At 46.7% G+C, this 25,052-nt stretch carries 23 protein-coding genes; all 23 read right to left on the bottom strand.

The window, feature by feature from the left end; translation table 11 throughout:
* Positions 1 to 91: 91 nt before the first annotated feature.
* Positions 92 to 301: a YlzJ-like family protein gene (locus ACKTRM_RS08445; protein ID WP_003154161.1), complete on the bottom strand. Its 210-nt coding sequence runs from the start codon at positions 299 to 301 to the stop codon at positions 92 to 94.
* Positions 298 to 1,035: a ClpP family protease gene (locus tag ACKTRM_RS08440; RefSeq protein ID WP_003154162.1), complete on the bottom strand. Its 738-nt coding sequence runs from the start codon at positions 1,033 to 1,035 to the stop codon at positions 298 to 300. The genes ACKTRM_RS08445 and ACKTRM_RS08440 overlap by 4 nt, the downstream gene beginning before the upstream one ends.
* Before the next feature lie 115 nt (positions 1,036 to 1,150).
* Positions 1,151 to 2,818 (bottom strand): ribonuclease J2, encoded by a 1,668-nt coding sequence (gene rnjB / locus ACKTRM_RS08435; protein WP_012117573.1) that lies wholly within the window; start codon positions 2,816 to 2,818, stop codon positions 1,151 to 1,153.
* Positions 2,819 to 2,996: 178 nt separating this feature from the next.
* A complete protein-coding gene (gene dapA, locus ACKTRM_RS08430; protein WP_003154166.1) occupies positions 2,997 to 3,866 on the bottom strand; it encodes a 4-hydroxy-tetrahydrodipicolinate synthase in 870 nt (289 codons plus the stop codon).
* Between the two features lie 30 nt (positions 3,867 to 3,896).
* Positions 3,897 to 5,111: an aspartate kinase gene (gene dapG, locus ACKTRM_RS08425; RefSeq protein WP_003154168.1), complete on the bottom strand. Its 1,215-nt coding sequence runs from the start codon at positions 5,109 to 5,111 to the stop codon at positions 3,897 to 3,899.
* Between the two features lie 87 nt (positions 5,112 to 5,198).
* Entirely contained in the window at positions 5,199 to 6,239 is a 1,041-nt protein-coding gene (gene asd, locus ACKTRM_RS08420) for an aspartate-semialdehyde dehydrogenase (RefSeq protein ID WP_012117572.1), read from the bottom strand.
* 134 nt (positions 6,240 to 6,373) lie between these two features.
* Positions 6,374 to 6,964 carry a dipicolinate synthase subunit B gene (gene dpaB / locus ACKTRM_RS08415; RefSeq protein ID WP_007409809.1) on the bottom strand — a complete coding sequence of 197 codons (591 nt, stop codon included), beginning with the start codon at positions 6,962 to 6,964 and terminating at the stop codon, positions 6,374 to 6,376.
* 2 nt (positions 6,965 to 6,966) lie between these two features.
* The gene (gene dpaA, locus ACKTRM_RS08410) at positions 6,967 to 7,857 is read right to left on the bottom strand and encodes a dipicolinic acid synthetase subunit A (RefSeq protein WP_012117571.1); all 891 of its coding nucleotides are present in this window, start codon (positions 7,855 to 7,857) and stop codon (positions 6,967 to 6,969) included.
* 157 nt (positions 7,858 to 8,014) lie between these two features.
* Complete coding sequence (locus ACKTRM_RS08405) at positions 8,015 to 8,272, bottom strand: YlmC/YmxH family sporulation protein (RefSeq protein WP_003154176.1); 258 nt, start codon at positions 8,270 to 8,272, stop codon at positions 8,015 to 8,017.
* 78 nt (positions 8,273 to 8,350) lie between these two features.
* Entirely contained in the window at positions 8,351 to 9,586 is a 1,236-nt protein-coding gene (locus ACKTRM_RS08400; protein WP_012117570.1) for a M16 family metallopeptidase, read from the bottom strand.
* 40 nt (positions 9,587 to 9,626) lie between these two features.
* The gene (locus tag ACKTRM_RS08395; RefSeq protein WP_012117569.1) at positions 9,627 to 10,586 is read right to left on the bottom strand and encodes a polysaccharide deacetylase family protein; all 960 of its coding nucleotides are present in this window, start codon (positions 10,584 to 10,586) and stop codon (positions 9,627 to 9,629) included.
* A 112-nt stretch (positions 10,587 to 10,698) separates the two neighbouring features.
* On the bottom strand, positions 10,699 to 12,822 hold the full coding sequence (gene pnp, locus ACKTRM_RS08390) for a polyribonucleotide nucleotidyltransferase (protein ID WP_007611468.1): 2,124 nt from the start codon (positions 12,820 to 12,822) through the stop codon (positions 10,699 to 10,701).
* Positions 12,823 to 12,996: 174 nt separating this feature from the next.
* Positions 12,997 to 13,266, bottom strand: a complete 270-nt coding sequence (gene rpsO / locus ACKTRM_RS08385; protein WP_003154182.1) for a 30S ribosomal protein S15 — start codon at positions 13,264 to 13,266, stop codon at positions 12,997 to 12,999.
* A gap of 165 nt (positions 13,267 to 13,431) precedes the next feature.
* Positions 13,432 to 14,373 (bottom strand): bifunctional riboflavin kinase/FAD synthetase, encoded by a 942-nt coding sequence (gene ribF, locus ACKTRM_RS08380; protein ID WP_012117568.1) that lies wholly within the window; start codon positions 14,371 to 14,373, stop codon positions 13,432 to 13,434.
* A gap of 19 nt (positions 14,374 to 14,392) precedes the next feature.
* A complete protein-coding gene (truB, locus tag ACKTRM_RS08375; RefSeq protein ID WP_012117567.1) occupies positions 14,393 to 15,322 on the bottom strand; it encodes a tRNA pseudouridine(55) synthase TruB in 930 nt (309 codons plus the stop codon).
* 84 nt (positions 15,323 to 15,406) lie between these two features.
* Positions 15,407 to 15,760 (bottom strand): 30S ribosome-binding factor RbfA, encoded by a 354-nt coding sequence (gene rbfA / locus ACKTRM_RS08370; protein ID WP_003154185.1) that lies wholly within the window; start codon positions 15,758 to 15,760, stop codon positions 15,407 to 15,409.
* 16 nt (positions 15,761 to 15,776) lie between these two features.
* A complete protein-coding gene (locus ACKTRM_RS08365) occupies positions 15,777 to 16,055 on the bottom strand; it encodes a DUF503 domain-containing protein (RefSeq protein ID WP_003154188.1) in 279 nt (92 codons plus the stop codon).
* On the bottom strand, positions 16,052 to 18,202 hold the full coding sequence (infB, locus tag ACKTRM_RS08360; protein ID WP_007611462.1) for a translation initiation factor IF-2: 2,151 nt from the start codon (positions 18,200 to 18,202) through the stop codon (positions 16,052 to 16,054). The genes ACKTRM_RS08365 and infB overlap by 4 nt, the downstream gene beginning before the upstream one ends.
* Before the next feature lie 19 nt (positions 18,203 to 18,221).
* Positions 18,222 to 18,524, bottom strand: a complete 303-nt coding sequence (locus ACKTRM_RS08355; RefSeq protein ID WP_003154192.1) for a YlxQ family RNA-binding protein — start codon at positions 18,522 to 18,524, stop codon at positions 18,222 to 18,224.
* Between the two features lies 1 nt (position 18,525).
* Complete coding sequence (gene rulR / locus ACKTRM_RS08350) at positions 18,526 to 18,801, bottom strand: glucose-induced regulator RulR (protein ID WP_003154193.1); 276 nt, start codon at positions 18,799 to 18,801, stop codon at positions 18,526 to 18,528.
* Between the two features lie 13 nt (positions 18,802 to 18,814).
* On the bottom strand, positions 18,815 to 19,936 hold the full coding sequence (gene nusA, locus ACKTRM_RS08345) for a transcription termination factor NusA (RefSeq protein WP_003154195.1): 1,122 nt from the start codon (positions 19,934 to 19,936) through the stop codon (positions 18,815 to 18,817).
* Between the two features lie 39 nt (positions 19,937 to 19,975).
* A complete protein-coding gene (gene rimP, locus ACKTRM_RS08340) occupies positions 19,976 to 20,446 on the bottom strand; it encodes a ribosome maturation factor RimP (RefSeq protein WP_007409801.1) in 471 nt (156 codons plus the stop codon).
* Between the two features lie 239 nt (positions 20,447 to 20,685).
* Positions 20,686 to 24,999 carry a PolC-type DNA polymerase III gene (locus tag ACKTRM_RS08335; RefSeq protein WP_012117566.1) on the bottom strand — a complete coding sequence of 1,438 codons (4,314 nt, stop codon included), beginning with the start codon at positions 24,997 to 24,999 and terminating at the stop codon, positions 20,686 to 20,688.
* Between the last annotated feature and the right edge of the window lie 53 nt (positions 25,000 to 25,052).

The raw sequence follows: 25,052 nt of genomic DNA, 5'->3' as shown, positions 1-25,052 counted from the left end.
TGAAGAAAAGCAGCCTTTTGCCGGCTGCATTTTTCTGTAGGATTCCCCTATTATAGCATATTTTGCCCCCGAGAAACGGACTGAATGCCGGTTAGATTTTCAGCTTGATTTTTTGTCCCGGAGCGATGTCCGGATTCAAGAAATCCATCGGGTTCGTACTTAAAATCTGTACGACTTCAGCTTCATTTCCCTTCATCTCAACTAGCAGCGGCACGCCGGCGTAATCTACCTGTTCATGCACGCTTTGCTCTATATCCTGACCGTAAACGACTTCTTGGGGCATGACGGTATAAAGGATCATTGAATCATCCTTCCTTCCTCGCCCTTTCGTTCCTCAATCAGCTGATTCAGCTTTTTTATCGCCTGTCCGACGCCGCCCACGGCATCAATTAATCCGTAATCAGCCGCATCTTTCCCGACTACGTTCGTCCCGATGTCCCTGGTTAAGTTTCCTTTTGAAAACATCAGCTCTTTGAATTTTTCTTCGGAAATATTTGAATGATGGGTCACAAAGTTGACGACCCGCTCCTGCATTTTGTCCAAGTATTCAAATGTTTGCGGAACCCCGATAACCAGACCTGTAAGCCGAACGGGGTGAATGGTCATAGTCGCTGTTTCCGCGATAAAACTATGATCACATGACACGGCGATCGGCACACCTATCGAGTGTCCCCCGCCGAGTACGATTGAGACGGTCGGTTTTGATAAGGATGCGAGCATTTCCGCAATCGCAAGCCCCGCTTCCACATCGCCTCCGACGGTGTTTAAGATGATCAGAAGTCCTTCGATTTTCGGATTTTGCTCAATGGCGACGATTTGCGGAATGACGTGTTCATATTTGGTTGTTTTATTTTGCGGCGGGAGCTGGACGTGCCCCTCAATTTGGCCGATGATCGTCAGGCAGTGAATATTGGTATCTTGGGACATTTGCGGCAGAGATGTCTCTCCCAGCTGCTGAATTTTGCTCATAATGCTGTCTTTCGCATCTGATTTTTCGGGCTGCTGTTCTTCGGTGTTTTCCATACGATGATCCATTTTATCTTTCACCCTTTCCGAATGTCTCTTTGTATTATGAACAAAGATGATGATTTCCATCCGGGACATGAACAAAAACAAAGCCGGAGCATCATGCGCTCCGGCTTTGTATACATTATACTTCCATAATGATCGGAATGATCATCGGCTTGCGTTTTGTTTTTTCATAAAGGAATTGATTCAGCGCATCACGCATGGCTTGTTTCAGCGTGGACCATTCTACGGCAGATGTTTCCGTCGCTTCAGTTACGATAGAGCGGACGAGCTCAGTAGCTTGTACAATTAAACCTTCTGATTCTCTGACATATACGAAACCGCGCGTAATGATCTCAGGACCTGATACGAGGTTCTTTTTCTGCTTATCGAGTGAAATTACGACGATGAGAATGCCGTCTTGTGACAATAAGCGGCGGTCTCTCAGCACGATGTTGCCGATGTCGCCGACTCCGAGGCCGTCAATCAACACGTTTCCGTACGTGACTTTATCCCCGATTTTCACATTCTGGCCGCGGAATTCAACGACGTCACCTTTTTCAATCAAGAAAATGTCGCTGCGTTTCATGCCGATCTCTTCTGCGATTTTGGAATGCGCTTTTTGCATTCTGAATTCACCGTTAACCGGAATTAAATATTTCGGTTTCAGCAAATTAAGCATGAGTTTCAATTCTTCCTGCGAACCGTGCCCGGACACATGCACGCGTTTTTGGGCGAAAATGACTTGAGCGCCGGCGCGGGCAAGCAGGTTGACGGTTTTGGAATATATCAATTCATGCCCCGGAATCGGTGTTGATGCAATGACAACGGTGTCTCCTTCTTCAATGTTAAGCTGCTTGTGCGCCTGCTTGGCCATCCGCGTAAGAGCGGCCAGCGGCTCACCATGGCTTCCGGCTGTAACAATTGCCACTTCCCGCTTCGGATATTTTTTCACATCCTGCACAGGAATAAACATTTCATCTTCGGCTTCAATATAGCCGAGCTTGCGCCCCAGCTGAAGCACGTTTTGCAGATTTTTTCCGGCGATTGCAAGTTTGCGGCCGTTCTGGACGGCAGCCTGTATCACTTGCTGGATCCGGTTGATATTAGACGCGAATACAGCAATGATGACACGGTTTTCTGAATTGTTCATCGCATCGGCAATTTCACCGCTTACATATGCTTCTGACGGAGTATACCCCGGGCGCTCCGCATTGGCGCTGTCAGAAAGCAGGGCGAGCACGCCGCTGTTTCCGATTTTGGCAATTTCGCCAATATCACATGATTGGTGATAAGCAGGCGTCTGGTCAAATTTGAAGTCTCCCGTGCATACAATAGAGCCAAGTGATGTTTTGAAGCTGACTCCCACTGAATCCGGAATACTGTGAATCGTTTTAAAGAACGATACTTTCGTTGATTCAAATGTAATGACTGATTTAGAGTGAACTTCACGCAAATCAGCTTTTCGATTATGCCCGTACTGCTTGAGTTTTTCTCTCAGTAATGCAAGCGTAAGCTTCGTTCCGTATACCGGCACCGACAGCTTATTCAATAAATAAAAGACGCCCCCGATGTTTTCATCGTGCCCGTGTGTCAGAAAGATGGCCTTCACGCGGTCAGCCCGTTCTACTAAGTAGGAAATATCCGGAATGACGACATCAATACCGAGCATTTCATTTTCAGGGTGCATCAGCCCTGCATCCACTACAAATATGTCTGAGTCAATTTCAATGACATATAGGTTCTTCCCAATTTCTCCGACGCCGCCAAGGGCGATAATTCTGACGTTTTCTGTATTTTTCTTTTTCAAAATCTGTATCCTCCTAGTCTCATACCCGTCCATCATCACTTGTTCCTATTATAACTGATATCAATTTTAGAAAACAAGAAGAAGCGGAAGGTTTAGGGAAAACCAATATGTATACAAAACGGTCAAACTCACGATAAAAATGAGAATGACCGCGTATTTTAACTGTATAAATTTTTTCTTACAGTTCGCTGATGACGCTGCTCAGGCTCAGACGTTCATCTTCATTCAGCGGGATAAGAGGAAGACGCACAGATCCGACATCAAGGCCTTTCAGCTGTAGCGCCGTTTTGACCGGAGCCGGATTAGGCGCTTTAAAGAGCTCCTTCATGATCGGCAGAAGCTTCTGATGAATCAGTGCCGCGGTTGCCGTCTGCCCGTTCGTATAGTTTTTAATCATCTGCTGCATGTCAGAACCTACGATATGGCTGGCCACTGACACGACTCCTCTTCCGCCGACTGCGAGAATAGGAAGCGTTAACCCGTCATCACCTGAATAGACGTAAAAATCTTCCGGTGTTTCGGCAATGATTTTCGTAATGGCATCAAGATCGCCGCTCGCTTCTTTAATCGCAGAGATATTCGGTATCTCCGCAAGTCTGATGGCCGTTTCCGGCGCAAGCGAAGCGACCGTTCTGCCCGGCACGTTGTAAAGCATCACAGGAAGAGACGTTTCTTCCGCAATGGCTTTAAAATGACGGTACATCCCCTCTTGGGAAGGCTTATTATAATACGGCGTGACAAGCATAACGCAATCGACGCCGGCTTCTTCAGCTTTTTTTGTCAGTTTAATGGAGTCTTTCGTATTGTTGCTTCCCGTACCCGCAATAACAGGCACGCGTCCGTTCACTTCTTTGACTGTAAATTCAAAGAGTGCAATTTTTTCTTCCGTTGAAAGTGTCGGAGATTCGCCGGTCGTGCCTGCGACGACTAAAGAATCCGTGCCGTTTTTCAACAAATAGTCGATTAATGTAGACAGTTTTTGAAAGTCTACATTCCCTTTACTGTCAAAGGGGGTAATCATCGCTGTAGATATATTTCCGACATTCATTTTTTTCACCTCATCATGATTCAATCACATTTACTTTGAAAGTTCAAACACTTCATGCAGCGCATTTACGGCCGTTACCATATCTTTTTCATGAACGAGCACCCAGATCGTCGTATGGCTGTCGGCAGATTGCAGAATCGGAATGCCTTTATCAGAAAGTGCGGAGACGATTTTTGACGTGACACCCGGAACACCCATTATTCCGGCGCCGACCGCTGACACTTTCGCACAGCTTTCCGTCACTGTCGGCTCATATCCTAATTCAGCCAAAATGCTGCGCGCGGCTTCCGTTTTACTGCCGGCTACGGTATATACGATTTCACTCGGCGTAATGTTAAAGAAATCTACGCTGATTCCGGCATTTGCCATTGCTTTAAAGACTTCAGTCTGAACGTTGTATTGCCCCATTTTGGCGGGAACCTTAAATTGCGTCACATCTTTCACATGGGCGATCCCCGTGATCAGCCGTTCGAATACATCGCTGCCGATGTTAGACGAATGATGGGACGTCACCAAAGTGCCTTTGTCTTTTGAATAAGTGGAGCGCACGCGGATCGGCACCTTTGCCTGCATGGCGATTTCCACCGCGCGCGGATGAATGACTTTCGCGCCTTGATAGGCAAGGTTGCAGATTTCCGTATATGTGACATTCGGAAGCGGCTTAGCATTTTCCACGATTCTCGGATCGGCTGTCATAACGCCTTCCACGTCCGTAAAAATGTCGATAAACTCAGCATCTACCGCCGCGCCGAGCGCCGCTGCTGAAGTATCGCTTCCTCCTCTGCCGATCGTCGTCGTGTCGCCTTTTTCAGTCGCTCCCTGAAATCCCGCGACAACGACAGCGTCATGGCTGGCAAGTGCAGCGAAAAGCCGCTCTGTTTTCATTTCTATAATTTTGGCGTCAGTATGCTGGGCATTGGTTAAAAAGCCGGCCTGGGCTCCTGTTAAAGCTGCGGCTTTTATGCCGTTTTCCTTCAGCATGCTGGAAAAAACAACGGACGAAATCGTTTCTCCGCAAGACAGAAGCATATCCTGCTCTCTCGGAGAAATGTCGGACTGGCTGCCGTAAAGGAGCCCGATTAAAGAATCTGTCGCGTACGGGTCTCCTTTTCTTCCCATCGCCGATACGACAACAACAACTTTATAACCTTCACTGATGGCATCTTTAATGTGTGCTAGCGCAAGCTTGCGGCCTTTGTCATCTTTTACGGATGTTCCGCCGAATTTTTGAACAATGATCTTCACTATTTTCACTCCAAATTAGTCTGACGTAACAGAAGAGAGCAGGCAGAGCCTTACTCTCTTCTGTTCGCCTATAGAAAATACGTTTGTTTATACGAGGTTCAGTTTTTGCAGGCTTTCCGCGATTTGGACTGAGTTCCAAGCGGCGCCTTTTAACAGGTTATCAGAAACAACCCACAAATGAAAACCGTTTGCTCTGTCCAAATCTTTCCGGATTCTTCCTACAAATACATCGCGTTTGCCGACGCAATCAGCAGGCATCGGGTAAAGCTGCTCCGCCGGATCATCCTGAAGCGTAACACCCGGAGCTTCTTTTAAAAGCTGTTTCATATCTTCAACGGTTGCGTCATCACGGTCAAGCTCAATGTAAACAGATTCTGAGTGCCCTGTTTCAATCGGCAGTCTGACACATGTCGCAGCCACTTCCAGATTCGGCATATGCATGATTTTTTTCGTTTCATTAATCATTTTCATTTCCTCAAACGTATAGCCGTTATCTTGGAATTTATCAATTTGCGGAATGGCGTTAAATGCGATTTGATAATGCTTTTTGTCGCCTTTAACCGGCATAATGGACGGTTCTGCGGGTTCATTGTTTAAAATCGCCTTTGTCTGGCTGTACAATTCCTTCGCCGCTTCATTGCCGGCCCCGGACACAGCTTGGTAAGTAGATACAATGACTTTTTTCAATCCGTACGCTTTGCGGATCGGTTCAAGCGCAGCCACCATCTGAATCGTTGAACAGTTAGGGTTGGCGATAATGCCGTTATGTTTGTGCAGATCACCTTCGTTCACCTCAGGCACCACGAGCGGTGTATTTTCGTCCATACGGAATGCGCTGGTATTGTCAATCACGATGGCTCCCCGTTTTACAGCCTCAGGCGCCAAGCTTTGTGATACGCTTCCGCCGGCGCTGAATAACGCGATATGAACGCCTTCGAAGCTTTCAGGAACAGCTTCCTGCACTGTATATTCTTCGCCTTTAAACGTTACTTTCGTACCAGCAGAACGCTTTGAGGATAGTAGTGTGAGTGTTTCGATTTCAAAGTTTCTGTCTTCCAGTGTTTTCAGCATTTGCTGTCCTACGGCTCCCGTCGCTCCGACAACTGCTACGTGTAATCCTCTTCCCATCTGTAAAACTCCTTCCGCCAATTAAGCATCATTTGTTGAATTGACTTTGCATTTTACGTTTTATTTTACCATAGAATAGTCACGGATTGATCGAATTTTTTTATTCCGGAATGATTTTCTGTCATCATGATTTTTTATTCATGGTGGTGTACGAGCACCGGCTGAACCTGCTGGTGCAAAAGAGCTTTTTCTACCGTAATCGGAAGGAGATCCATTCTGGCGACGAGCGATGTCGGTTTTTTCACGTGGTCGTCCTGGCCGAACGGGATGAAATATATGTTTTTTGCGGACATCAGCCTCATTAAGTTCGTTCCGTTTAAACCGAGTCCGTCGTTTGTCGAAATTCCGAGCACGACCGGGCGGCCGTTGCGGATCGTGGCTTTCGCAGCCATAAGGACGGGGCTGTCAGTCATCGCATTTGCGAGTTTGCTCATTGAATTTCCGGTTAAAGGGGCGATGACCATGCAGTCGAGCGGAAGTTTTGGCCCGAGAGGCTCCGCTTTTACGATGGAATCAATCGCCTCAAAGCCTGTTGCTTCTTCAATTTTTCTGACCCAATCTCCCCCCTCCCCAAAGCGGGTATCGGTCGATTGAACGGTTGATGTCACGACCGGCCGGACTTCAGCTCCTTGACTGATAAGCGCCTCTATTTGCGGAAAAACTTCCTCATATGTGCAATGCGAGCCGGTTAATCCGAATCCGATTCTTTTCCCTTTCAGAGACATGGTTATTTCCCCTCTTTCTTTAAGTCTGCCAAAAGCTTGCTCAATACGTTCGCAATAATCTGTCCGGCTGTTTTCGGGGCCACAATTCCCGGAAGACCCGGAGCAAGCAGCGCTTTAATGCCTTGTTTTTCAGCATATTTGAAATCCGTTCCGCCCGGACGGGATGCTAAATCCAAAATCAAGGTCTTCGGCGTCATGCGCGATAAAACGCTTTGATTCAGAATCAAGCTCGGTACGGTGTTAATGCAGATATCAATATCATTTACATGTTCAGTAAGCTCTTCAAGTTGAAAAGGAAAAAGCCCCATTTCCGTTATACGGGCCAAATGAGCCGAACTCCGCGCGCCCACTTTTACCTTCGCTCCTAACGCCGCAAACGTCCGGGCGATCGTCATACCGGTGCGCCCCATGCCGAGAACGGCGACATTTGATCCGTGAATGGTATAATCCGTATGCTGAATCGCCATCATGATTGTTCCTTCAACAGTGGGAATCGAGTTGAATATCGCGATATCGTCCCGTTCAAATAATTTCACAAGTTTGCGGCCGGCTTCGCTGGCGATCCCCTCAAGATACGCGTTGGAGATGCCTGAATAAATGACGCAATGCTCCGGTGTCCGCTCAAGATAGCTCTGCTTTAATACCACTTCTTCATTTGAAAAAACCGTGGAAACAACGCCTTCTCCGGTCGTTGCCGATACGGGCAGGATGATACTGTCTATTTTTTGAAAGGGAATCTCATCAATTTTGCATTTGACGGTTCCTGTAAAACCGTCATCCAATTGGTCAAACCCTGCAAGATAAATATCGGCATGCTGTTCTGTCAGCTTTCTTATAATCTCAAGCTGTCTTGCGTCACCGCCAATGATCGCAATTGTCAATCCGGTTAACATCTGAAACGTTCACCTTCTTTACAGTTACTGGATCTTTTAAGTGTCATCCTCCTCTTCATCGTATGTGCAAAGAGAAAGGGCGGTGAATGTACAGCGTTCTTTTTCATGAAAAAAGCACCGGCTGTATGAGCCGGTGCTTGCAAAAAATGAATAAGATCTACTCTTCGGGAGGCGTGATCTCCCCCGGAACGTCTAAAATGATCATGTCTGACCCGATTTTTTGGATATGGTTCCAGGGGACGCGGATGTCGTGGCCTTGTTTTCGCAATCCGAACCATTTTACCGTCGGTATCAACAGCGCTGTAATTTGTCCGTCCTGTTCATTAATTTCCAAATCGGTCTGGCCGAGCACGCCGAGCCGCTCTGCCCGTTTAATGTCCACAATTTCTTTACCTGAAAGTTCACTGAGCCTCATGATAGCCACCCCCTTGTACTATATGACCCGGAGCAAAAAAAAATGCCTGCCCCGTATAGAGGCAGACTGCTTTTCCGATTAAGACGAGGCCGGCATATTGCCGGTCGGGCTGATGAGCGATAGTGCGTAATCATCCGTAAATAAGCGGCGGCTGAGGCCGTTGACGCTTTCCAGGCTGACCGCATTTAATTCAGTGATAATTTCATCCATGGTCTTATGCTTTCCGAGCAGGAGTTCGTTTTTCCCGTTCCGGCTCATTTTGCTGTTTGTGCTCTCTAAGCTGAGCATTAAGCTCCCCTTCATTTGCTCTTTGCTGTTTTCCAGCTCTTTCGGGGTGATACCGTCACGTTTTAGAACCGATAACGTTTCCTGAATGGTTTCAGACAGAAGTCCGAGCTGATTCGCGCCGGTGCCTCCGTAAATCGTCAGCATACCGCTGTCTTCATAGGAACTGTGATAGCTGTATACAGAATAGGCCAGTCCTTTATCTTCGCGCACATCCTGGAAAAGACGGCTGCTCATGCTTCCGCCCAGCACGTTGTTTAAGACGATCAAATCGTAAATGTCCGGATCTCCGACTTTCAGGCCTTTGAAACCGAGACAGAGATGCGCCTGTTCGGTGTCTTTTTTTCTGGTCAGCTTTTCATAATGAAACTCAGGCTCGCTGATGCCGCTTGCTTTGCCCTTCGCTTCGTATGTACCGAACCATTTCTCCACGTCTTTAATGAATTGTTCCGTTACATTTCCGGCGACAGAAATGACGACGCGGTCCGGCGTGTAAAAGTCATCCATATGCTGTCTGAGAGAATCGCCGTTAAATGACGAAAGCGTTTCCTCCGTCCCGAGAATCGGGTAGCCGAGCGAATGATTGCCGTATGTCGCTTTGCTCAGCAGATCGTGGACAATGTCATCCGGCGCGTCTTCATACATTTTGATTTCTTCATATACGACGTTCTTTTCTTTTTTGAGCTCATCTTCGTCAAAAGCAGAATGAAAGAACATATCAGCCAGCACATCAAGTGCGTAGTTTGCATGCTCATCCAGCACTTTGGCGTAATAGCACGTATATTCTTTTGAAGTGAAGGCATTCACTTGGCCGCCTATCCGATCGAAGGACTCTGCGATTTCACGTGCGGACCTGGTATTTGTTCCTTTAAAAAACATATGCTCAAGAAAGTGCGAAATACCGTTTGTATCCGGCGTTTCATGACGTGATCCCGTCCCGATCCAGACGCCGATTGCCACAGACCGCACCGTTGGATTATTTTCAAGCACAACTCTTACACCGTTTTGGCATGTATAGCGTTTTATCAAGTCTGTTCCTCCTATTCAAAAGACAGGCAACTGCCGCCTGCTACTTCATCAGCCTGTTTTCATCCATTAAGTCAGACACTGAGCCGAGCGCGTAGCCTTTTTCTTTGATTTTTGCAATCAGTGTATCCAGGCTTTTCGCAGTCGGATCAGTCGGATGCATTAAAATCATGGCTCCGTTATGTATTTTGCTCAACACCCTTGTTTGTAAAACAGCCGGAGACGGTTTTTGCCAGTCAATGGTGTCAACGGTCCACATGATGGTGCCCATTCCTTTTTCCGCCGCTAGATCGACCACGGCTTTTCTGAAGCTGCCGCTTGGCGGCGCAAACCATTTCGGCTTTATGCCGAGCGTCTCGCTGATTTGTGCATTGGTTTTGTCAAGCTGTTCGGAAATGCTTCCTGAAGTCAGTTTGCTCATATCAGGGTGATTGTATGAATGATTTCCGATTTCATGTCCGTCTGCCGCTATTTTTTTCCCCAGTTCCTGATTGTTTTTCAGCCATTTCCCTTCAAGAAAGAAAGTTGCTTTGACCTGGTGCTGCTTCAGAATAGGCAGCATTTGCTCCACGTATTCATTTCCCCAGGCGACATTTATCAGGAAAGCGACCATCGGTTTGTCGGGATTTCCTTTATAAATGGGTTCGGGCGCGAGAGAATCAAGATGGACTTTCGGTTTTACCTGCTCATAGACAAGGCCGTCTTCGTGAAATTCTCCGTCCTTTTTCATTTGTTTATAGGATTTTTCCACATTGACTTTTAAACCGTTATATCCCGGTATACTCTTCCATATTTTATCAATCCGCGCGTCTTGCGGCTTCACTTCATACTCTGACGCTTTTTGCAGTAATTCTTCATAGAGCGGATCTTTTGATGCTGACACAGTTACAGCGTCTTTTTTCATTGCGTCTATGTAATCAACTGTATACGGATTTTTTAACATTTCAAACGAAACAAAAAAAAGAAATAAAAAAACGGCAAACGGCACGAATTTTTTCAACATGTCCTTCCCCCCTCACCACACATTATGTATGAGGAGGACAAGGTAGAACCCGTCTGTTGTCTTTCTCAAAATAAAGAAGCCGGGTCTCCCAGGCTCCTTGTTAGGTTTTCATTTAAGATTGTTGTTGTTCCTGTTCTTTTTCTTTCTCTTCGCGCAGCACTGCTTTACGCGACAGATTCACTCGTCCCTGTTTGTCAATTTCAGTTACCTTCACAAGGATTTCGTCACCGATTTTCACAACATCCTCAACCTTGCCGACCCGTTCGAGCGCTAGTTCAGAGATGTGAACGAGACCGTCTTTTCCGCTGAAGATTTCAACGAAAGCGCCGAATTTCTCAATCCGTTTGACTTTACCGAGGTAAAGCTGTCCGACTTCGACTTCTCTGACAAGATCTTCGATGATTTTTTTCGCTTTTTGGTTGCTGCTTTCATCAGTAGAAGAAATAAAGATGGTGCCGTCTTGTTCAATGTCAATTTTAACACCGGTATCTTCAATGATTTTGTTGATTTGTTTACCGCTCGGTCCGATAACGTCACGGATTTTATCCGGATTAATGTTCATCGTTAAAATTTTCGGCGCATATTGAGAAAGTTCTTTTCTTGATTCACCAAGCGTGCTGAGCATGCTGTTCAAGATTTCCATTCTTCCTTTTTTCGCCTGCTGAAGCGCTTCTTCAAGAATTTCTCTTGAAAGACCTTCAATTTTAATGTCCATTTGCAGCGCTGTCACGCCTTTTTCCGTGCCGGCTACTTTAAAGTCCATGTCACCGAGGGCGTCTTCCATCCCTTGAATATCCGTTAATACCGTATAGTACTCGCCTGATTTCACAAGTCCCATCGCGATACCCGCAACAGGGGCTTTAATCGGAACACCTGCGTCCATCATGGCAAGCGTGCTCGCGCAAATGCTGGCCTGTGAAGTGGAACCGTTTGATTCAAGCACTTCGGATACGAGGCGGACCGTATACGGGAAGTCTTTTTCATTCGGAATGACCGGCTCAAGCGCACGCTCTCCAAGAGCACCGTGACCGATCTCACGGCGTCCCGGTCCGCGCATCGGGCCTGTCTCCCCTACGCTGAACTGCGGGAAGTTATAATGATGCATAAAGCGTTTTGATTCTTCCACGCCTAAACCGTCAAGAATCTGAACGTCCCCAAGGGCGCCTAATGTACATACGCTGAGCGCCTGCGTCTGTCCTCTCGTAAACAGCCCGGAGCCGTGCGTTCTCGGCAGAAGGCCGACTTCTGAAGAAAGCGGGCGGATCTGATCAACACCGCGTCCGTCCGGACGGACTTTTTCTTCTGTGATCAAACGGCGCACTTCGTTTTTCACGAGTTTAGACAGTGTCTGTTTCACTTTTTTAATCGTATCTTCATCATGCTCTTCTTCTTCGAATTTCGCGACAACTGCATTTTTCACTTCATTGATCGCGTCTTCGCGAGCATGTTTTTCGTGAACCTGAATGGCGCTGAGAAGATCCGGCTCCGCAAGGCTTTTTACTTTTTCGCTGAGCTCTTCGTCAATTTCATACAGTTCGATTTCTGTTTTCTCTTTGCCGACTGCTGCGACGATTTCTTCTTGGAATGCGATCAGGCGCTTAATTTCTTCGTGACCGAACATAATCGCCTCAAGCATGATTTCTTCAGGAACTTCATCCGCTCCGGCTTCCACCATGTTGATGGCGTCTTTTGTGCCTGCAACGATGAGGTTGATATCACTTTTTTCAAGCTGGTCAACCGTCGGATTGATGACGAATTTCCCGTCAATGCGGCCTACCGTCACACCCGCGATCGGGCCTTCAAACGGGATATCGGAAACGCAAAGAGCGAGTGATGAACCGAACATTGCAGCCATTTCAGATGAGCAGTCCTGATCAACACTCATGACAATGCTGATGACCTGTACTTCGTTACGGAATCCGTCTGCGAAAAGCGGGCGGATCGGACGGTCGATCAGACGGCTGGCTAAAACTGCCTTTTCACTTGGACGGCCTTCTCTTTTAATAAAACCGCCCGGAATTTTACCTACTGCGTATAATCTTTCTTCATAGTTAACGGTAAGCGGGAAAAAATCTAGCGGTTTCGGTTCTTTTGATGCGGTTGCTGTGCTGAGCACTGCAGTATCGCCGTAGCGGACCATGACAGCGCCGTTTGCCTGTTTGGCAAGCTGGCCGGCTTCTACTGTAAGCTGTCTGCCGGCCCAATCTATGGTAAAGACATGTTTCTCTTGTCCCATTCGATTACGAGCTCCTCTCTTAATGTGTGAAATAATCAATTACTCCTATTATGAACGAAATGAATTGAACATATCAATGTCAAAGTAGTATGTAAAAGGATTTCATTGTTTTTTTATCATTATTTTTTTCGCTTTAATACGATAAAAAAGCGGGAATCCTCCCGCTTTTTACGATTATCGACGTAAGCCTAGTTTGTTAATTAACTCACGGTAACGAGTTACGTCTTTATTACGCAGATACGTAAGAAGATTACGACGTTTACCTACCATTTTAAGAAGACCGCGACGTGAGTGGTGATCTTTCTTGTGAGTACGCAAATGCTCGTTCAAGTTGTTAATTGAGTCTGTTAGGATAGCGATCTGAACTTCTGGAGATCCAGTATCAGATTCGTGTGTTTTGAACTCACTGATGAGTTGATTTTTACGCTCTTGAGTAATTGCCATCCTGTTTCACCTCCATATCATAATTAGCCCCAGTTACCTAGCAACCGTCGGTGACTTCGGATTGCCAAGCAATGGTTTTAAGACTACGAAACATATGATACTAAAAATCGCGCCCATATGCAAATCTTTTAGAAGAAAATTTGTGTACTTTTGATGTTTTTTCCGTTATTTGCTGAAAAAGCGGATCGTTTCTTGTTTGTCTTTCCCGATCTGAGCCGTCAGTTCATCGATGCCGTTAAACTTCCGTTCGCTTCGGATTCGTTTGTACCACTCGATTTTAACGTCTTCTCCGTATACATCCTGCTGAAAATTAAACAAATGTACTTCAATTGACGGCTGATCGGGACGCTTTTCATAAAAGGTCGGTTTGTAGCCGATGTTGCAGACGCCTTCATACACCTCGCCTTTTATTTCGGCTTTCACTGCATACACGCCTGTCGGCGGCACGATATAGCTGTTGTGCAGGCCGACATTCGCGGTCGGAAAACCGATGGTGCGGCCTCTTTTGTCTCCGTGAATCACAGTGCCCCGGATAAAATACGGCTGGCCGAGAAGAGTGTGCGCAAGTTCAACGTCACCATCCTGCAGCGCTGACCGGATATAAGTGGAGCTGATCTTTCTGTCCTGCTCGGTCTGTTTCTCGACAGTCGTGCATCCGGCCTTGCCGTTTAAATCGTCCGGCAGCGTCTCCATCGTGCCTTTTCCGTATTTTCCGTACGTAAAATCGAAGCCTCCCACAGCGTGCCGCGCGTTTAACCCTAAAATATACTCCTCGGCAAACTGTTTTGGAGACAGAGACGCAAACGCTTCATCAAACTTCACGACATACAGCACATCAGCGCCTAAACGCCCGATCTGGCTGATTTTATCTTCAAGCGGCGTAATCAGATCCTTTGGCTCTTTGTCCCTGCCCAACACATGGGAAGGGTGGGGATGAAACGTCATAACGGCCAGCGACAGGCCTTTTTCTTCGGCAATTTGTCTGGCTGTTCCGATTACTTTCCGGTGTCCCAAATGAACGCCGTCAAAGTAGCCGAGCGCCATGACAGACGCCGGCTGCTCTTCTTTTTGTAAATGATGCGGATGAGAAATATGTATCGTCTTCACAGAACGGTCACCTTTTTTCTTATTGTTCGCTTTTTTGCATGAGCACTTTAGCCGGTTTCAGCAGTCCTTTTTTTGAAGGATGCGGCATATAAATGGCCACACATTCTCCGTCTTCAGTACAGACCGCTATACGGGCGTCAGCTGTCATTGCAGAAAATTCCGCCGGGATGTCAAACACTGACCCGTTTTCAGCTTTCTTAGCTAATGTATCACTTATGACCCATTTCGGCAAATGATTGAGCGCTCTATCGATCGGCACGGCATGCTCTGCAACCGTTCCGTCTGAAACCTGCTGTTCAAGTTCCTCAAACGTGAAACACTCATCAAGGCTGAAATCGCCGGAAGCGGTGCGGATGAGATGCGACATATGCGCGGGATAGCCGAGTTTTTCACCGATTGTCACCGCCAATGTTCTCACGTAAGTGCCCTTTGAGCACGTAACTGTAAAGCGGAATGATGCTGTGTCTTCGTTATAAGTGACTGGGGAAGTGAGCGCGATATCTTCAATCGTGATATTCCGCTTCGGCCGCTCTACTTCAATACCCGCCCTGGCGTATTCATAGAGCTTTTTCCCGTTGACCTTTACAGCGGAATACATCGGCGGCACTTGCTCCTGCGGTCCCTTCAGTTCGTCTAAAACGGCTTTGATATCCGCTTCTTTCAGCGGCTCCTTGACAGGTTTTACGCTGACCGTTTCTCCAGTCTGGTCTTCGGTCGATGTGGAGAAGCCGAGAGTGATCTCAGCATCGTACGTTTTTGACTTGTCGGTGACGTACTCAACAATCTTTGTGGCCCGTCCGACACAGATCGGCAGTACGCCTGACACTTCCGGATCAAGCGTTCCCGTATGTCCGACTTTCTTTGTTTTTAACAGTTTTCTTATTTTCATTACACAGTCGTGAGAAGTCATGCCGACCGGTTTATGTAAAAGGAGAACTCCGTTAACCATCTGTCTTTCGCTCCTTTGTTATCAATTGTATCCCGTAAAACGCAGAAAAGAGGACAGACGACACTCGCCCATCCTCTTTCCTTGTTATTCAGACGGTTTATCTGAATGCAGTTCGTGAATCAATGTTTCAATACGGTTGCCGTACTCAATTGATTCATCAAATTCAAATTCAAGCTCAGGCGTTTTGCGGAGTCTGATTCGGCTGCCGATTTCGGAACGGATAAATCCTTTCGCTTTCTCAAGCCCTTTCAGCGCCTCCTCTTTCTTTTTCTCTCCGCCGAGAACGGAGATATACACCTTCGCTATTTGTAAATCACCTGAAACACGTACGTCTGTTACAGTGAGAAATCCGATTCTCGGGTCTTTCAGCTTTCGGCTGATAATATCCCCGAGCTCTTTTTTCATCTGCTCGCCGACACGGTTTGCTCTCATACTCAATTCAATCACCTCTAAGTTAAAACCACTCTGTTCTAGTGATCGTCCGTTCTATTTCGGGAAAGGAGTCAATAAACGCGAGTACGCGCTGGATCTCCTTTTCCGCCTGAACGTGAGAGGAGGAGACGACGGCGATTCCGAAGCTGGTCCGCTGCCAAGTGTCCTGATAGCCGATTTCTGCGGCCGACACGTTGAACTTATTCTGAACCCTCGTTATAATCCGCTTCAGAACGGCTCGTTTCTCCTTTAATGATCCCGCATCATAAATGATGCATTCACATTCCGCAAATCCGATCACTTTCTTTCGATTTCCTGCATGACATACGCTTCAATGATGTCGCCTTCGCGAATGTCATTGTATTTCTTAATTGTAATACCACATTCATATCCTTGTGAAACTTCTTTCACATCATCTTTGAAGCGTTTCAGAACGTCTACTTCCCCTTCGAAGATGACCACGCCGTCACGGATCAGGCGGAGTCCGCTGTCACGTGTAATGTGGCCGTCTGTTACATATCCGCCGGCAATCGTGCCGATTTTCGACACTTTGAATGTTTGGCGCACTTCAACCTGACCGATGACTTTTTCTTCGTATTCAGGATCAAGCATTCCTTTCATCGCCGCTTCAATTTCTTCGATGACTTTGTAAATGATACGGTGAAGACGGATATCTACATTTTCAGCTTCAGCCGTGCTCTTAGCATTTCCGTCTGGGCGCACATTAAACCCGATAACGATTGCATTTGAAGCAGATGCGAGAATGATGTCTGATTCCGTAATCGCACCGACGCCTGTGTGAATGATTTTCACTTTTACGCCTTCTACTTCAATTTTTTGAAGAGCGGCTGTTAACGCTTCGGCTGAACCTTGAACGTCAGCTTTTACGATTAAATTGATGTCTTTGACATCGCCTTGTTTAATTTGTTCAAACAGATCATCGAGGCTCAGCTTCGCTTTGTCGCTGCGCTGTTCTTCCAGTTGCTTGGAAGCGCGTGCTTCACCGACAGAACGGGCTGTTTTTTCGTCTTTAAAGACGAGGAATTGATCGCCAGCCTGCGGTACGTCGTTTAAGCCCGTAATTTCTACAGGTGTGGACGGTCCGGCTGTTTTCACGCGGCGGCCGAGATCATTGACCATGGCCCGCACGCGGCCGAATGTATTTCCGACAACGATCGGATCTCCGACATTCAATGTTCCCGTTTGAACGAGAAGTGTCGCGACAGATCCTCTTCCTTTATCGAGCTCAGCTTCAATAACCGTTCCTTTTGCCTGACGGTTCGGATTGGCTTTCAGCTCTTCCACTTCACTGACAAGCAGAATCATTTCGACAAGCTCGTCAATTCCCTTGCCTGTAAGAGCGGACAGAGGAACGAAAATCGTTTCTCCTCCCCATGCTTCAGGAACGAGTCCGTATTCAGTCAGCTCCTGCATGACACGGTCAGGGTTCGCGCTTTCTTTATCCACTTTATTCACGGCAACGATAATCGGAACCTCAGCCGCTTTCGCATGGTTGATGGCTTCGACTGTCTGCGGCATAACGCCGTCATCAGCCGCTACGACTAAAATGGTAATATCAGTTACTTCCGCACCGCGCGCACGCATTGTTGTGAACGCCGCGTGTCCCGGAGTATCTAAGAACGTGATTTTTTTGCCGTTTTCTTCGATCTGGTAAGCCCCGATATGCTGGGTGATTCCGCCGGCTTCACCTTCAACAACTTTTGTTTTTCTGATGCTGTCAAGGAGGGTCGTTTTCCCGTGGTCAACGTGGCCCATGATCGTCACGACAGGCGGACGGATTTGAAGATCTTCTTCTTTGTCAGCCTCTTCATATTTTTCAAGCTCAGTTTCTTCAAGCACAATCACTTCTTCTGTTTCTACACCGTATTCAGATGCGATCAGTTCGATTGTGTCTTTGTCAAGCTCCTGGTTAATGGTAGCCATTACGCCCAGAAGCATCAGTTTTTTAATGAGTTCAGACGGCTCTTTGCCCAGTTCCTCGGCTAAAGCTCCGACTGTTAAAGAGCCGGAAAACGTAATTTTCTCAGGAAGCTCTTTTTTCGGCTTCAGCGGTTTTTGCTGATACTGATTTTTGTTGTTATGATTGCGTTTGTTTTTGTTTTTGTTGTTGTTGTTATTCTTCTTGTTTTTGTTAAATTGATTATTCTGCACGTCATTCTTCTTTCCGTCTCGAATTTTGTTTGGTTGATTCCCAGCAGGCTGCTGATTAATCCCTTGCGGCTTGTTTTTGTTCGTTTCCGCAGGCTTCTGAGATGTAACGCCGGCGCCGCCTTTTTTAAATTTCGCATCAAGCTGCTTAATGGTCTTTTCTTCAAGCATTGCCATATGGTTATTTACTACTATATCCATGTTTTTCAGCGCAGTCAAAATTTCCTTGCTTGAAACATTGATGGCTTTTGCATATTCGTAAACTCTCATTTTAGCCATTCGTTCACCCCCAAAAATATTAATCGAGCAAGCTGATCAGCTTATTCGCAAAACCTTGGTCAGTGACGGCGACAACGACACGTGATTCCTTGCCGATAGAGCGGCCGAGATCAGCGCGGCTTTCGACTTTTTTATAAGGCACTTTATAATAATTGCATTTATCGGATACTTTTTTTGCAGTATTCGCAGATGCATCTTCTGTCAGCAGAACAAGTTTTGCACGCGCATTTCTAATTTCTTTTATAACCAAGTCCTCGCCCGACACGACCTTACGAGCTCGATTGGCCAGACCCAGCAAGGGAAACCATTCCATTCCAGACATGTTATTTTTTCACCTTTTCCGCCAGTTCCAGCAATTCTTCGAAAATCTGGTCATCGATTTGTGATTGAAATTGATTTTGCAATGTGTTTTTCTTTTTCGCAGCTAAGATGCATTCTTTCTCAAGGGTGATATAGGCACCCCGCCCGTTCTTCTTTCCGGTCGGATCGACTGAAATCTCTCCTTCTTTAGAACGGACAATTCGGATCAGTTCCTTTTTAGGCTTCATTTCCCCCGTTACCACGCATTTGCGCAGAGGAATTTTTTTTCGCTTATTCACCTAAAGTCACCTCTTATTCATCCGATTCGGCTGTTTCAGGCTCCATAAAGAGCGGCTCTAAATCGTCATCTTCTTCATGCTCTCTCGGATAGATGCCAAGGTCTCTTGCATCCGTTTCACTTTTGATATCGATTTTCCAGCCTGTCAGTTTCGCAGCTAAGCGGGCGTTTTGCCCTCTTTTTCCGATTGCCAGAGAAAGCTGGTAATCAGGAACGATGACAGTCGTGGCTTTTTCTTCTTCGCTGACGATGACATCCAGCACTTTAGACGGGCTGAGCGCATTGGCAACAAATTCAACCGGATCATCAGACCAGTTGACGATATCAATTTTTTCGCCTTTCAGTTCATTGACGATCGCCTGCACGCGCTGGCCTTTAGGACCGACGCATGAACCGACCGGATCAACGTCAGGATCATCAGTGCGGACGGAGATTTTAGAGCGGTCGCCCGCTTCTCTGGCAACGGATTTCAGTTCGACCGTTCCGTCATAAATTTCCGGCACTTCGATTTCAAAAAGACGCTTCAACAGACCAGGATGCGTTCTTGATACATAGATCTGAGGCCCTTTTGTCGTTTTTTCGACTTTTGTGATAAATACTTTAATCCGATCGTGCGGTTTATAGCTCTCATTCGGCATCTGTTCATTGACGGGCAGCAGCGCTTCAATCTTGCCGAGAGACACGTAAATAAACTTGCTGTCTAAGCGCTGTACAATTCCCGTCATGATGTCTTCTTCACGATCGATAAATTCTGAGTAAATCACGCCGCGCTCAGCTTCACGGACACGCTGCGTCACCACTTGTTTCGCCGTCTGCGCAGCAATGCGGCCGAAGTCTTTCGGCGTTACTTCTATTTCAACGACATCTCCGACAAGGTAGTTCGGATGGATGTGCTGAGCGTCGTCAAGCGAGATTTCAAGTCTTGAATCGTATACCTCGTCTACGACATCCTTTCTTGCGAACACGCGGATCGTGCCCGTCTCACGGTTCAGATCGACCCGTACGTTTTGCGCCTGGTTAAAATTTCGCTTATACGCGGAAATTAAGGCAGCTTCAATTGCTTCGATGATAATGTCTTTACTGATGCCTTTTTCTTTTTCAAGAATAGTGAGAGCATCTAATAGTTCACTGCTCATGTTAGCGGTCTCCCCCCTTAAACACTAATACTTCATTCATTAAAATGTTACAGCTAATCTTGCGTTAGCTATTTTTTCGTACGGAATATTGACCCGTTTCTTTCTTGTTTTGACCGTCATCTCTATTGTAACAGTTTGTCCATCGAATTCAGCCAATTTGCCTTCAAACACTTTTAAACCGTCAATCGGTTCGTACGTTTTCATGTACACATTTTTGCCCAGTGATTTTTCGAAGTCGGCTTTTTTCTTTAATGGACGCTCGGCTCCAGGAGAAGATACTTCAAGAAAGTAGTTCTGGGTGATCGGATCGGCCTCATCCAGCTTTTCGCTTAACGCTTCGCTGACTTTGGCGCACTCCTCAATATCAACACCGTTCTCGGAATCAATAAACACGCGAAGGAACCAGTTTTGACCCTCTTTGACAAATTCAATGTCTACGAGTTCAAGCTGAAGGTCATCCAGTATGGGCTGAGCCATTTCTTGAACGGTATCAGTCACTTTTTTGCTCATGTTTTTCCTCCTTGTGCTGTCGATATCATATCAGCCGTTCCTCTGCATAAAAACCCTGCTTCAAAAGAGCAGGGGCATTGAGAAAACGATGGACATGTCGAGGCAAAATTGCCTGTTCAATACAAAAGAGCGGGTTTCCCCACTCTTTGCCTCGGTAATCGTTAGCATTTCCAATAAAACTATACCATAACCATATATTTAATGCAAATCAAACTCCGCTCGGAGGCTGTGCACAAAGCTTAAAACAGAGACAGCTGATTTTGGTCCGGAAGCGACTCAAGACAGCCGTGACGGTCTAAATACTCTAAAATGGTTTTTGACACTTTTCCGCGTTTTTGAAGATCCTCTTTTGAAAGGAACTCCCCTTCCTTCCGCGCTTTCACAATATTGAGAGCGGCGTTGGTTCCGAGTCCCGGAATTGAGTTGAACGGCGGGATGAGACTGTTGCCGTCAATGATAAATTCCGAAGCGCTCGAACGGTATAGATCGACCTTCTGGAAGGAATAGCCGCGCTCACACATTTCAAGCGCAAGCTCTAACACGGTAAGGAGGTTTTTCTCCTTCGGCGAAGCATCAAGCCCTTTAGAGCTGATATCATCCATCACCGCTCTGATGGCGGTCGAGCCTTTAATCATTGTATCAATGTCAAAGTCATCTGCGCGGACGGTAAAATACGCAGCATAATATAAAAGCGCGTGATGCACTTTAAAGTATGCAATCCGCACCGCCATCAGCACGTATGCGGCGGCGTGGGCTTTCGGGAACATGTATTTGATTTTTTTGCATGAATCAATATACCAGTTCGGCACATTGTTCTTTTTCATTTCTTCTTCCCATTCCGGCGTCAGGCCTTTGCCTTTACGGACGAATTCCATGATTTTAAAGGCCAGTGAAGGCTCAAGGCCCTGATAGATCAAGTAAACCATAATGTCATCACGGCAGCCGATCACTTCGCTCAGTTCACACGTATTGTTGTGTATCAGTTCCTGCGCATTGCCGAGCCATACGTCCGTTCCGTGAGAAAGCCCGGAAATCTGGACAAGCTCGGAGAACGTCGTCGGCTTCGTATCCTCAAGCATCTGCCGCACAAATCGCGTCCCGAATTCAGGAATGCCGAGCGTCCCCGTTTTACAGCCGATCTGCTCTTCAGTGACGCCGAGCGATTCTGTGCCTTGGAAAATCTTCATAACTTCCGGATCATCTGTCGGAATCGTCTTCGGATCAATTCCGCTTAAATCCTGGAGCATCCGGATGACGGTCGGATCATCGTGCCCCAATATATCAAGCTTCAGCAGGTTGTCATGAATGGAGTGGAAGTCAAAATGAGTCGTTTTCCATTCAGACCCCGTCGCATCTGCCGGGAATTGTATCGGTGAAAAATCGTAAATATCCATGTAATCCGGGACAACGATAATCCCCCCCGGGTGCTGCCCGGTCGTTCTCTTAACGCCGGTACAGCCTTGCACCAGACGGTCGATCTCCGCGCCGCGCATGTGTAGGTTGTGATCGCCCGCATAGCCTTTCACATATCCGTAAGCCGTCTTTTCCGCGACGGTGCCGATCGTTCCCGCGCGATACACGTTATCTTCACCGAACAATACTTTCGTGTAGTTATGGGCATGCGGCTGGTACTCACCTGAGAAGTTCAAGTCGATATCGGGTACTTTGTCACCTTTAAAGCCTAAGAACGTTTCAAACGGGATATCATGCCCGTCCTTTTTCAAAGGTGTGCCGCAAGACGGGCAGCTTTTATCCGGCAGGTCAAAACCGGAACCGACTGATCCGTCATTAAAGAATTCGGAATATCGGCAGCTCGGACACACGTAGTGCGGAGCGAGCGGGTTCACTTCAGTGATTTCAGTTAAGGTCGCCACAAGCGATGAACCGACGGACCCCCGGGAGCCGACGAGATAACCGTCATCCAGAGACCGTTTTACAAGCTTATGAGAGATGAGATAAATAACGGCGAACCCATGACCGATGATACTTTTTAATTCTTTTTCTATTCTCGCTTCCACAATTTCGGGAAGCTCTTCACCGTAAATGCTTCTGGCGCGCTGATAGCTCATTTCACGGATTTCTTCATCAGCCCCGTCAATTTTCGGCGTGTACAGATCGTCTTTGATCGGTTTGATCTCATCGATCATCGAAGCGACTTTCTGCGTATTGTCAACCACGATTTCTTTCGCTTTTTCCGCACCGAGGAAGGAGAAAGCCTCCAGCATTTCATCTGTCGTTCTGAAGTGCACTTTAGGCAGTTCGTGTCTGTTTAACGGGTTGGCGCCGCCTTGGGAAGATATTAAGATCTTCCGGTAAATTTTATCCTCATCGTTTAAATAGTGGACATTTCCCGTAGCCACGACCGGCTTATTCAATTTTTCTCCGAGCTTCGTAATGTTGGCGATGATTTCTTTCAGCGCTTTTTCATCCCGGACGAGCTCAAGCTGCAGAAGGTGTCTGTATACTTCCGGCGGCTGCACTTCAAGATAATCATAGAAAGATGCGATATCTTCAACCTCTTCAGGAGATTTTTGCATCATGCCTTCAAAGACCTCACCCCTGTCACAGGCAGAGCCGATTAACAGACCTTCTCTGTATTTATTAAGCTGCGACCTCGGAATGCGCGGCACTCTGTAGAAATATTGAATATGAGAAATGGACACGAGCTTAAACAGATTTTTAAGGCCGGTCTCATTTACGGCAAGCAATGTAGCGTGATAAGGTCTTGATCTCTGATAAGCATTGGATTGTCCCATATTCTCATTCAGCTGATCATGATAAAAAATGTCTTTTTCAGCGGCATCTTTGAGCATTTTCAACAGCAGGTAGCCCGTTGCTTCAGCGTCAAAAACCGCTCGGTGATGCTGGGTTAATTCGATATCAAACTTCTTACATAACGTATTTAAGCGGTGATTTTTAAACTCAGGATACAGGAAACGCGCGAGTTCCAGCGTATCAATGACCGGATTTTTCGCTTTTTCCGTTTTCAAAAGACGCTTGTACGCCACATTTAAAAATCCCATATCAAAGCTGGCGTTATGAGCCACAAGCACGTCATCGCCGATCCATTCTTTAAAATCCCGGACGACGTCAACGACATCGGGAGCGTCGCGGACCATGTCGTCCGTAATCCCGGTAAGCTCTATCGTCGTTGCTGACAGCGGATGGTGCGGATTGGCGAACGCTTCGAATTTATCGATAATTTCTCCGCCTCTTATTTTGACTGCGGCAAGCTCAATGATGGTGTCATACACTGCGGACAGACCTGTCGTTTCAACGTCAAAGACAACGTATGTGTCTTCTTCCAGGAGACGGTGAGCTGGATTGTATGCGATCGGAACGCCGTCATCTACGATATTGGCTTCCATTCCGTAAATCATTTTAATGCCGTGTTTTTTCGCGGCGGAATAGGCATCCGGGAAAGACTGCACAACGGCATGATCAGTTAACGCAATCGCTTCATGTCCCCATTTTTTCGCCTGTTCGACAAGCTTTCCGATGCCCGTTACAGCATCCATTTGGCTCATCGGAGAATGCAGATGAAGCTCAACCCGTTTTTCGCCTTCAGGAGCGGTGTCTTCACGGGTTTTGGCTTTTATTTCATTCACGTCATTTGCAATCATGACGAGGTCTCTGACGAATGTATCGTTTTGAATGCTTCCCCGCGCCTTCACCCACATGCCTTTTTTCAGCGTTTTCATCAAAGCGGCGTCTTCTTTTTCTCTGGCGAACATTTTTACTAAAATGCTGTTTGTATAGTCCGTGATTTTGAAAATGCAGAGCGTGCGTCCGCTTTTCAGCTCGCGTGTTTCAGCATCAAACACAAACCCCTGCACCGTAATTCTTCTTTCTTCATCCATGATGCTGTCAAGCGTCCGGATTTCTTCGTTCTCTTTAATTTGATAGCCGATGACAAGCGGTCCGGACGGTGCCTGATCCTCATCGCCCTCTTTTTCCTTCTTCTCCATCTCGATAAGCGCCTGCATCGCCCGCTCCTGATCTTCAGCAAGCTTTTGCTCGCGGAATTTCTGGACTTCTTGGTCAGATACGAAAATTTCGGTATCCAGCTGAAGTTCCGGAAAGCCGAATTGGCGGTAGCTGTGCTGAATCAGTGCGCTGTATTTATTTTTGAGCGCAGATGCTTCTGTATCTGTTTTTGTTTTCACGATCAGTTTGTTTCCCTTGAGCTTCGGCTTCTGCTGATTCAAAAGAGCCACCATCGGCGGCGAGGTTCCTTCAAGCTCTTCAATACAGCGTGTCCAATAATCCTGTACAAGCTCCTCTGTCACTGTAGGGTCGATGACCTGAACAGACGATGTGACACGGGCGATGTGAGCAAACGATTGTGTTAACCTCATCATGAATGAATCATATATTTGATACGGCAAAAGAGCCTTAAAGCGAAATTGGAAATGCCAGGCCTTTTCTGCTTTATGGATTGTCAGTTTATCAATCTCTCCGTCTTCAAAGTATGTCATGAAGGTATCATCTGTCATATTAAGCTGCTGCAGAAGAATCTGAAACTGTCTTCTGTTTACTGATAACTGTTCCATTCAGACAGTATCCCTCCCTTAAAACATCATAAGTGAAGGTACCTCCGCAGGTG

It is taken from the genome of Bacillus sp. D7-8 (assembly GCF_052055895.1).
Lineage (GTDB): Bacteria > Bacillota > Bacilli > Bacillales > Bacillaceae > Bacillus > Bacillus velezensis.
The sequence above is the reverse complement of the archived record's forward strand: the minus strand, read 5'-3'. Positions and strand labels throughout refer to the sequence as shown.

Bases quoted from the DNA above. Each gene is read 5' to 3' on its own strand.
- ACKTRM_RS08445 (WP_003154161.1), bottom strand. From the start codon at position 301: ATGATCCTTTATACCGTCATGCCCCAAGAAGTCGTTTACGGTCAGGAT.
- ACKTRM_RS08440 (WP_003154162.1), bottom strand. From the start codon at position 1,035: ATGGATCATCGTATGGAAAACACCGAAGAACAGCAGCCCGAAAAATCA.
- dapA (WP_003154166.1), bottom strand. From the start codon at position 3,866: ATGAATGTCGGAAATATATCTACAGCGATGATTACCCCCTTTGACAGT.
- asd (WP_012117572.1), bottom strand. From the start codon at position 6,239: ATGGGAAGAGGATTACACGTAGCAGTTGTCGGAGCGACGGGAGCCGTA.
- dpaB (WP_007409809.1), bottom strand. From the start codon at position 6,964: ATGTCTCTGAAAGGGAAAAGAATCGGATTCGGATTAACCGGCTCGCAT.
- dpaA (WP_012117571.1), bottom strand. From the start codon at position 7,857: ATGTTAACCGGATTGACAATTGCGATCATTGGCGGTGACGCAAGACAG.
- ACKTRM_RS08405 (WP_003154176.1), bottom strand. From the start codon at position 8,272: ATGAGGCTCAGTGAACTTTCAGGTAAAGAAATTGTGGACATTAAACGG.
- ACKTRM_RS08395 (WP_012117569.1), bottom strand. From the start codon at position 10,586: ATGTTGAAAAAATTCGTGCCGTTTGCCGTTTTTTTATTTCTTTTTTTT.
- pnp (WP_007611468.1), bottom strand. From the start codon at position 12,822: ATGGGACAAGAGAAACATGTCTTTACCATAGATTGGGCCGGCAGACAG.
- rpsO (WP_003154182.1), bottom strand. From the start codon at position 13,266: ATGGCAATTACTCAAGAGCGTAAAAATCAACTCATCAGTGAGTTCAAA.
- truB (WP_012117567.1), bottom strand. From the start codon at position 15,322: ATGGTTAACGGAGTTCTCCTTTTACATAAACCGGTCGGCATGACTTCT.
- infB (WP_007611462.1), bottom strand. From the start codon at position 18,202: ATGGCTAAAATGAGAGTTTACGAATATGCAAAAGCCATCAATGTTTCA.
- ACKTRM_RS08355 (WP_003154192.1), bottom strand. From the start codon at position 18,524: ATGTCTGGAATGGAATGGTTTCCCTTGCTGGGTCTGGCCAATCGAGCT.
- nusA (WP_003154195.1), bottom strand. From the start codon at position 19,936: ATGAGCAGTGAACTATTAGATGCTCTCACTATTCTTGAAAAAGAAAAA.
- rimP (WP_007409801.1), bottom strand. From the start codon at position 20,446: ATGAGCAAAAAAGTGACTGATACCGTTCAAGAAATGGCTCAGCCCATA.
- ACKTRM_RS08335 (WP_012117566.1), bottom strand. From the start codon at position 24,999: ATGGAACAGTTATCAGTAAACAGAAGACAGTTTCAGATTCTTCTGCAG.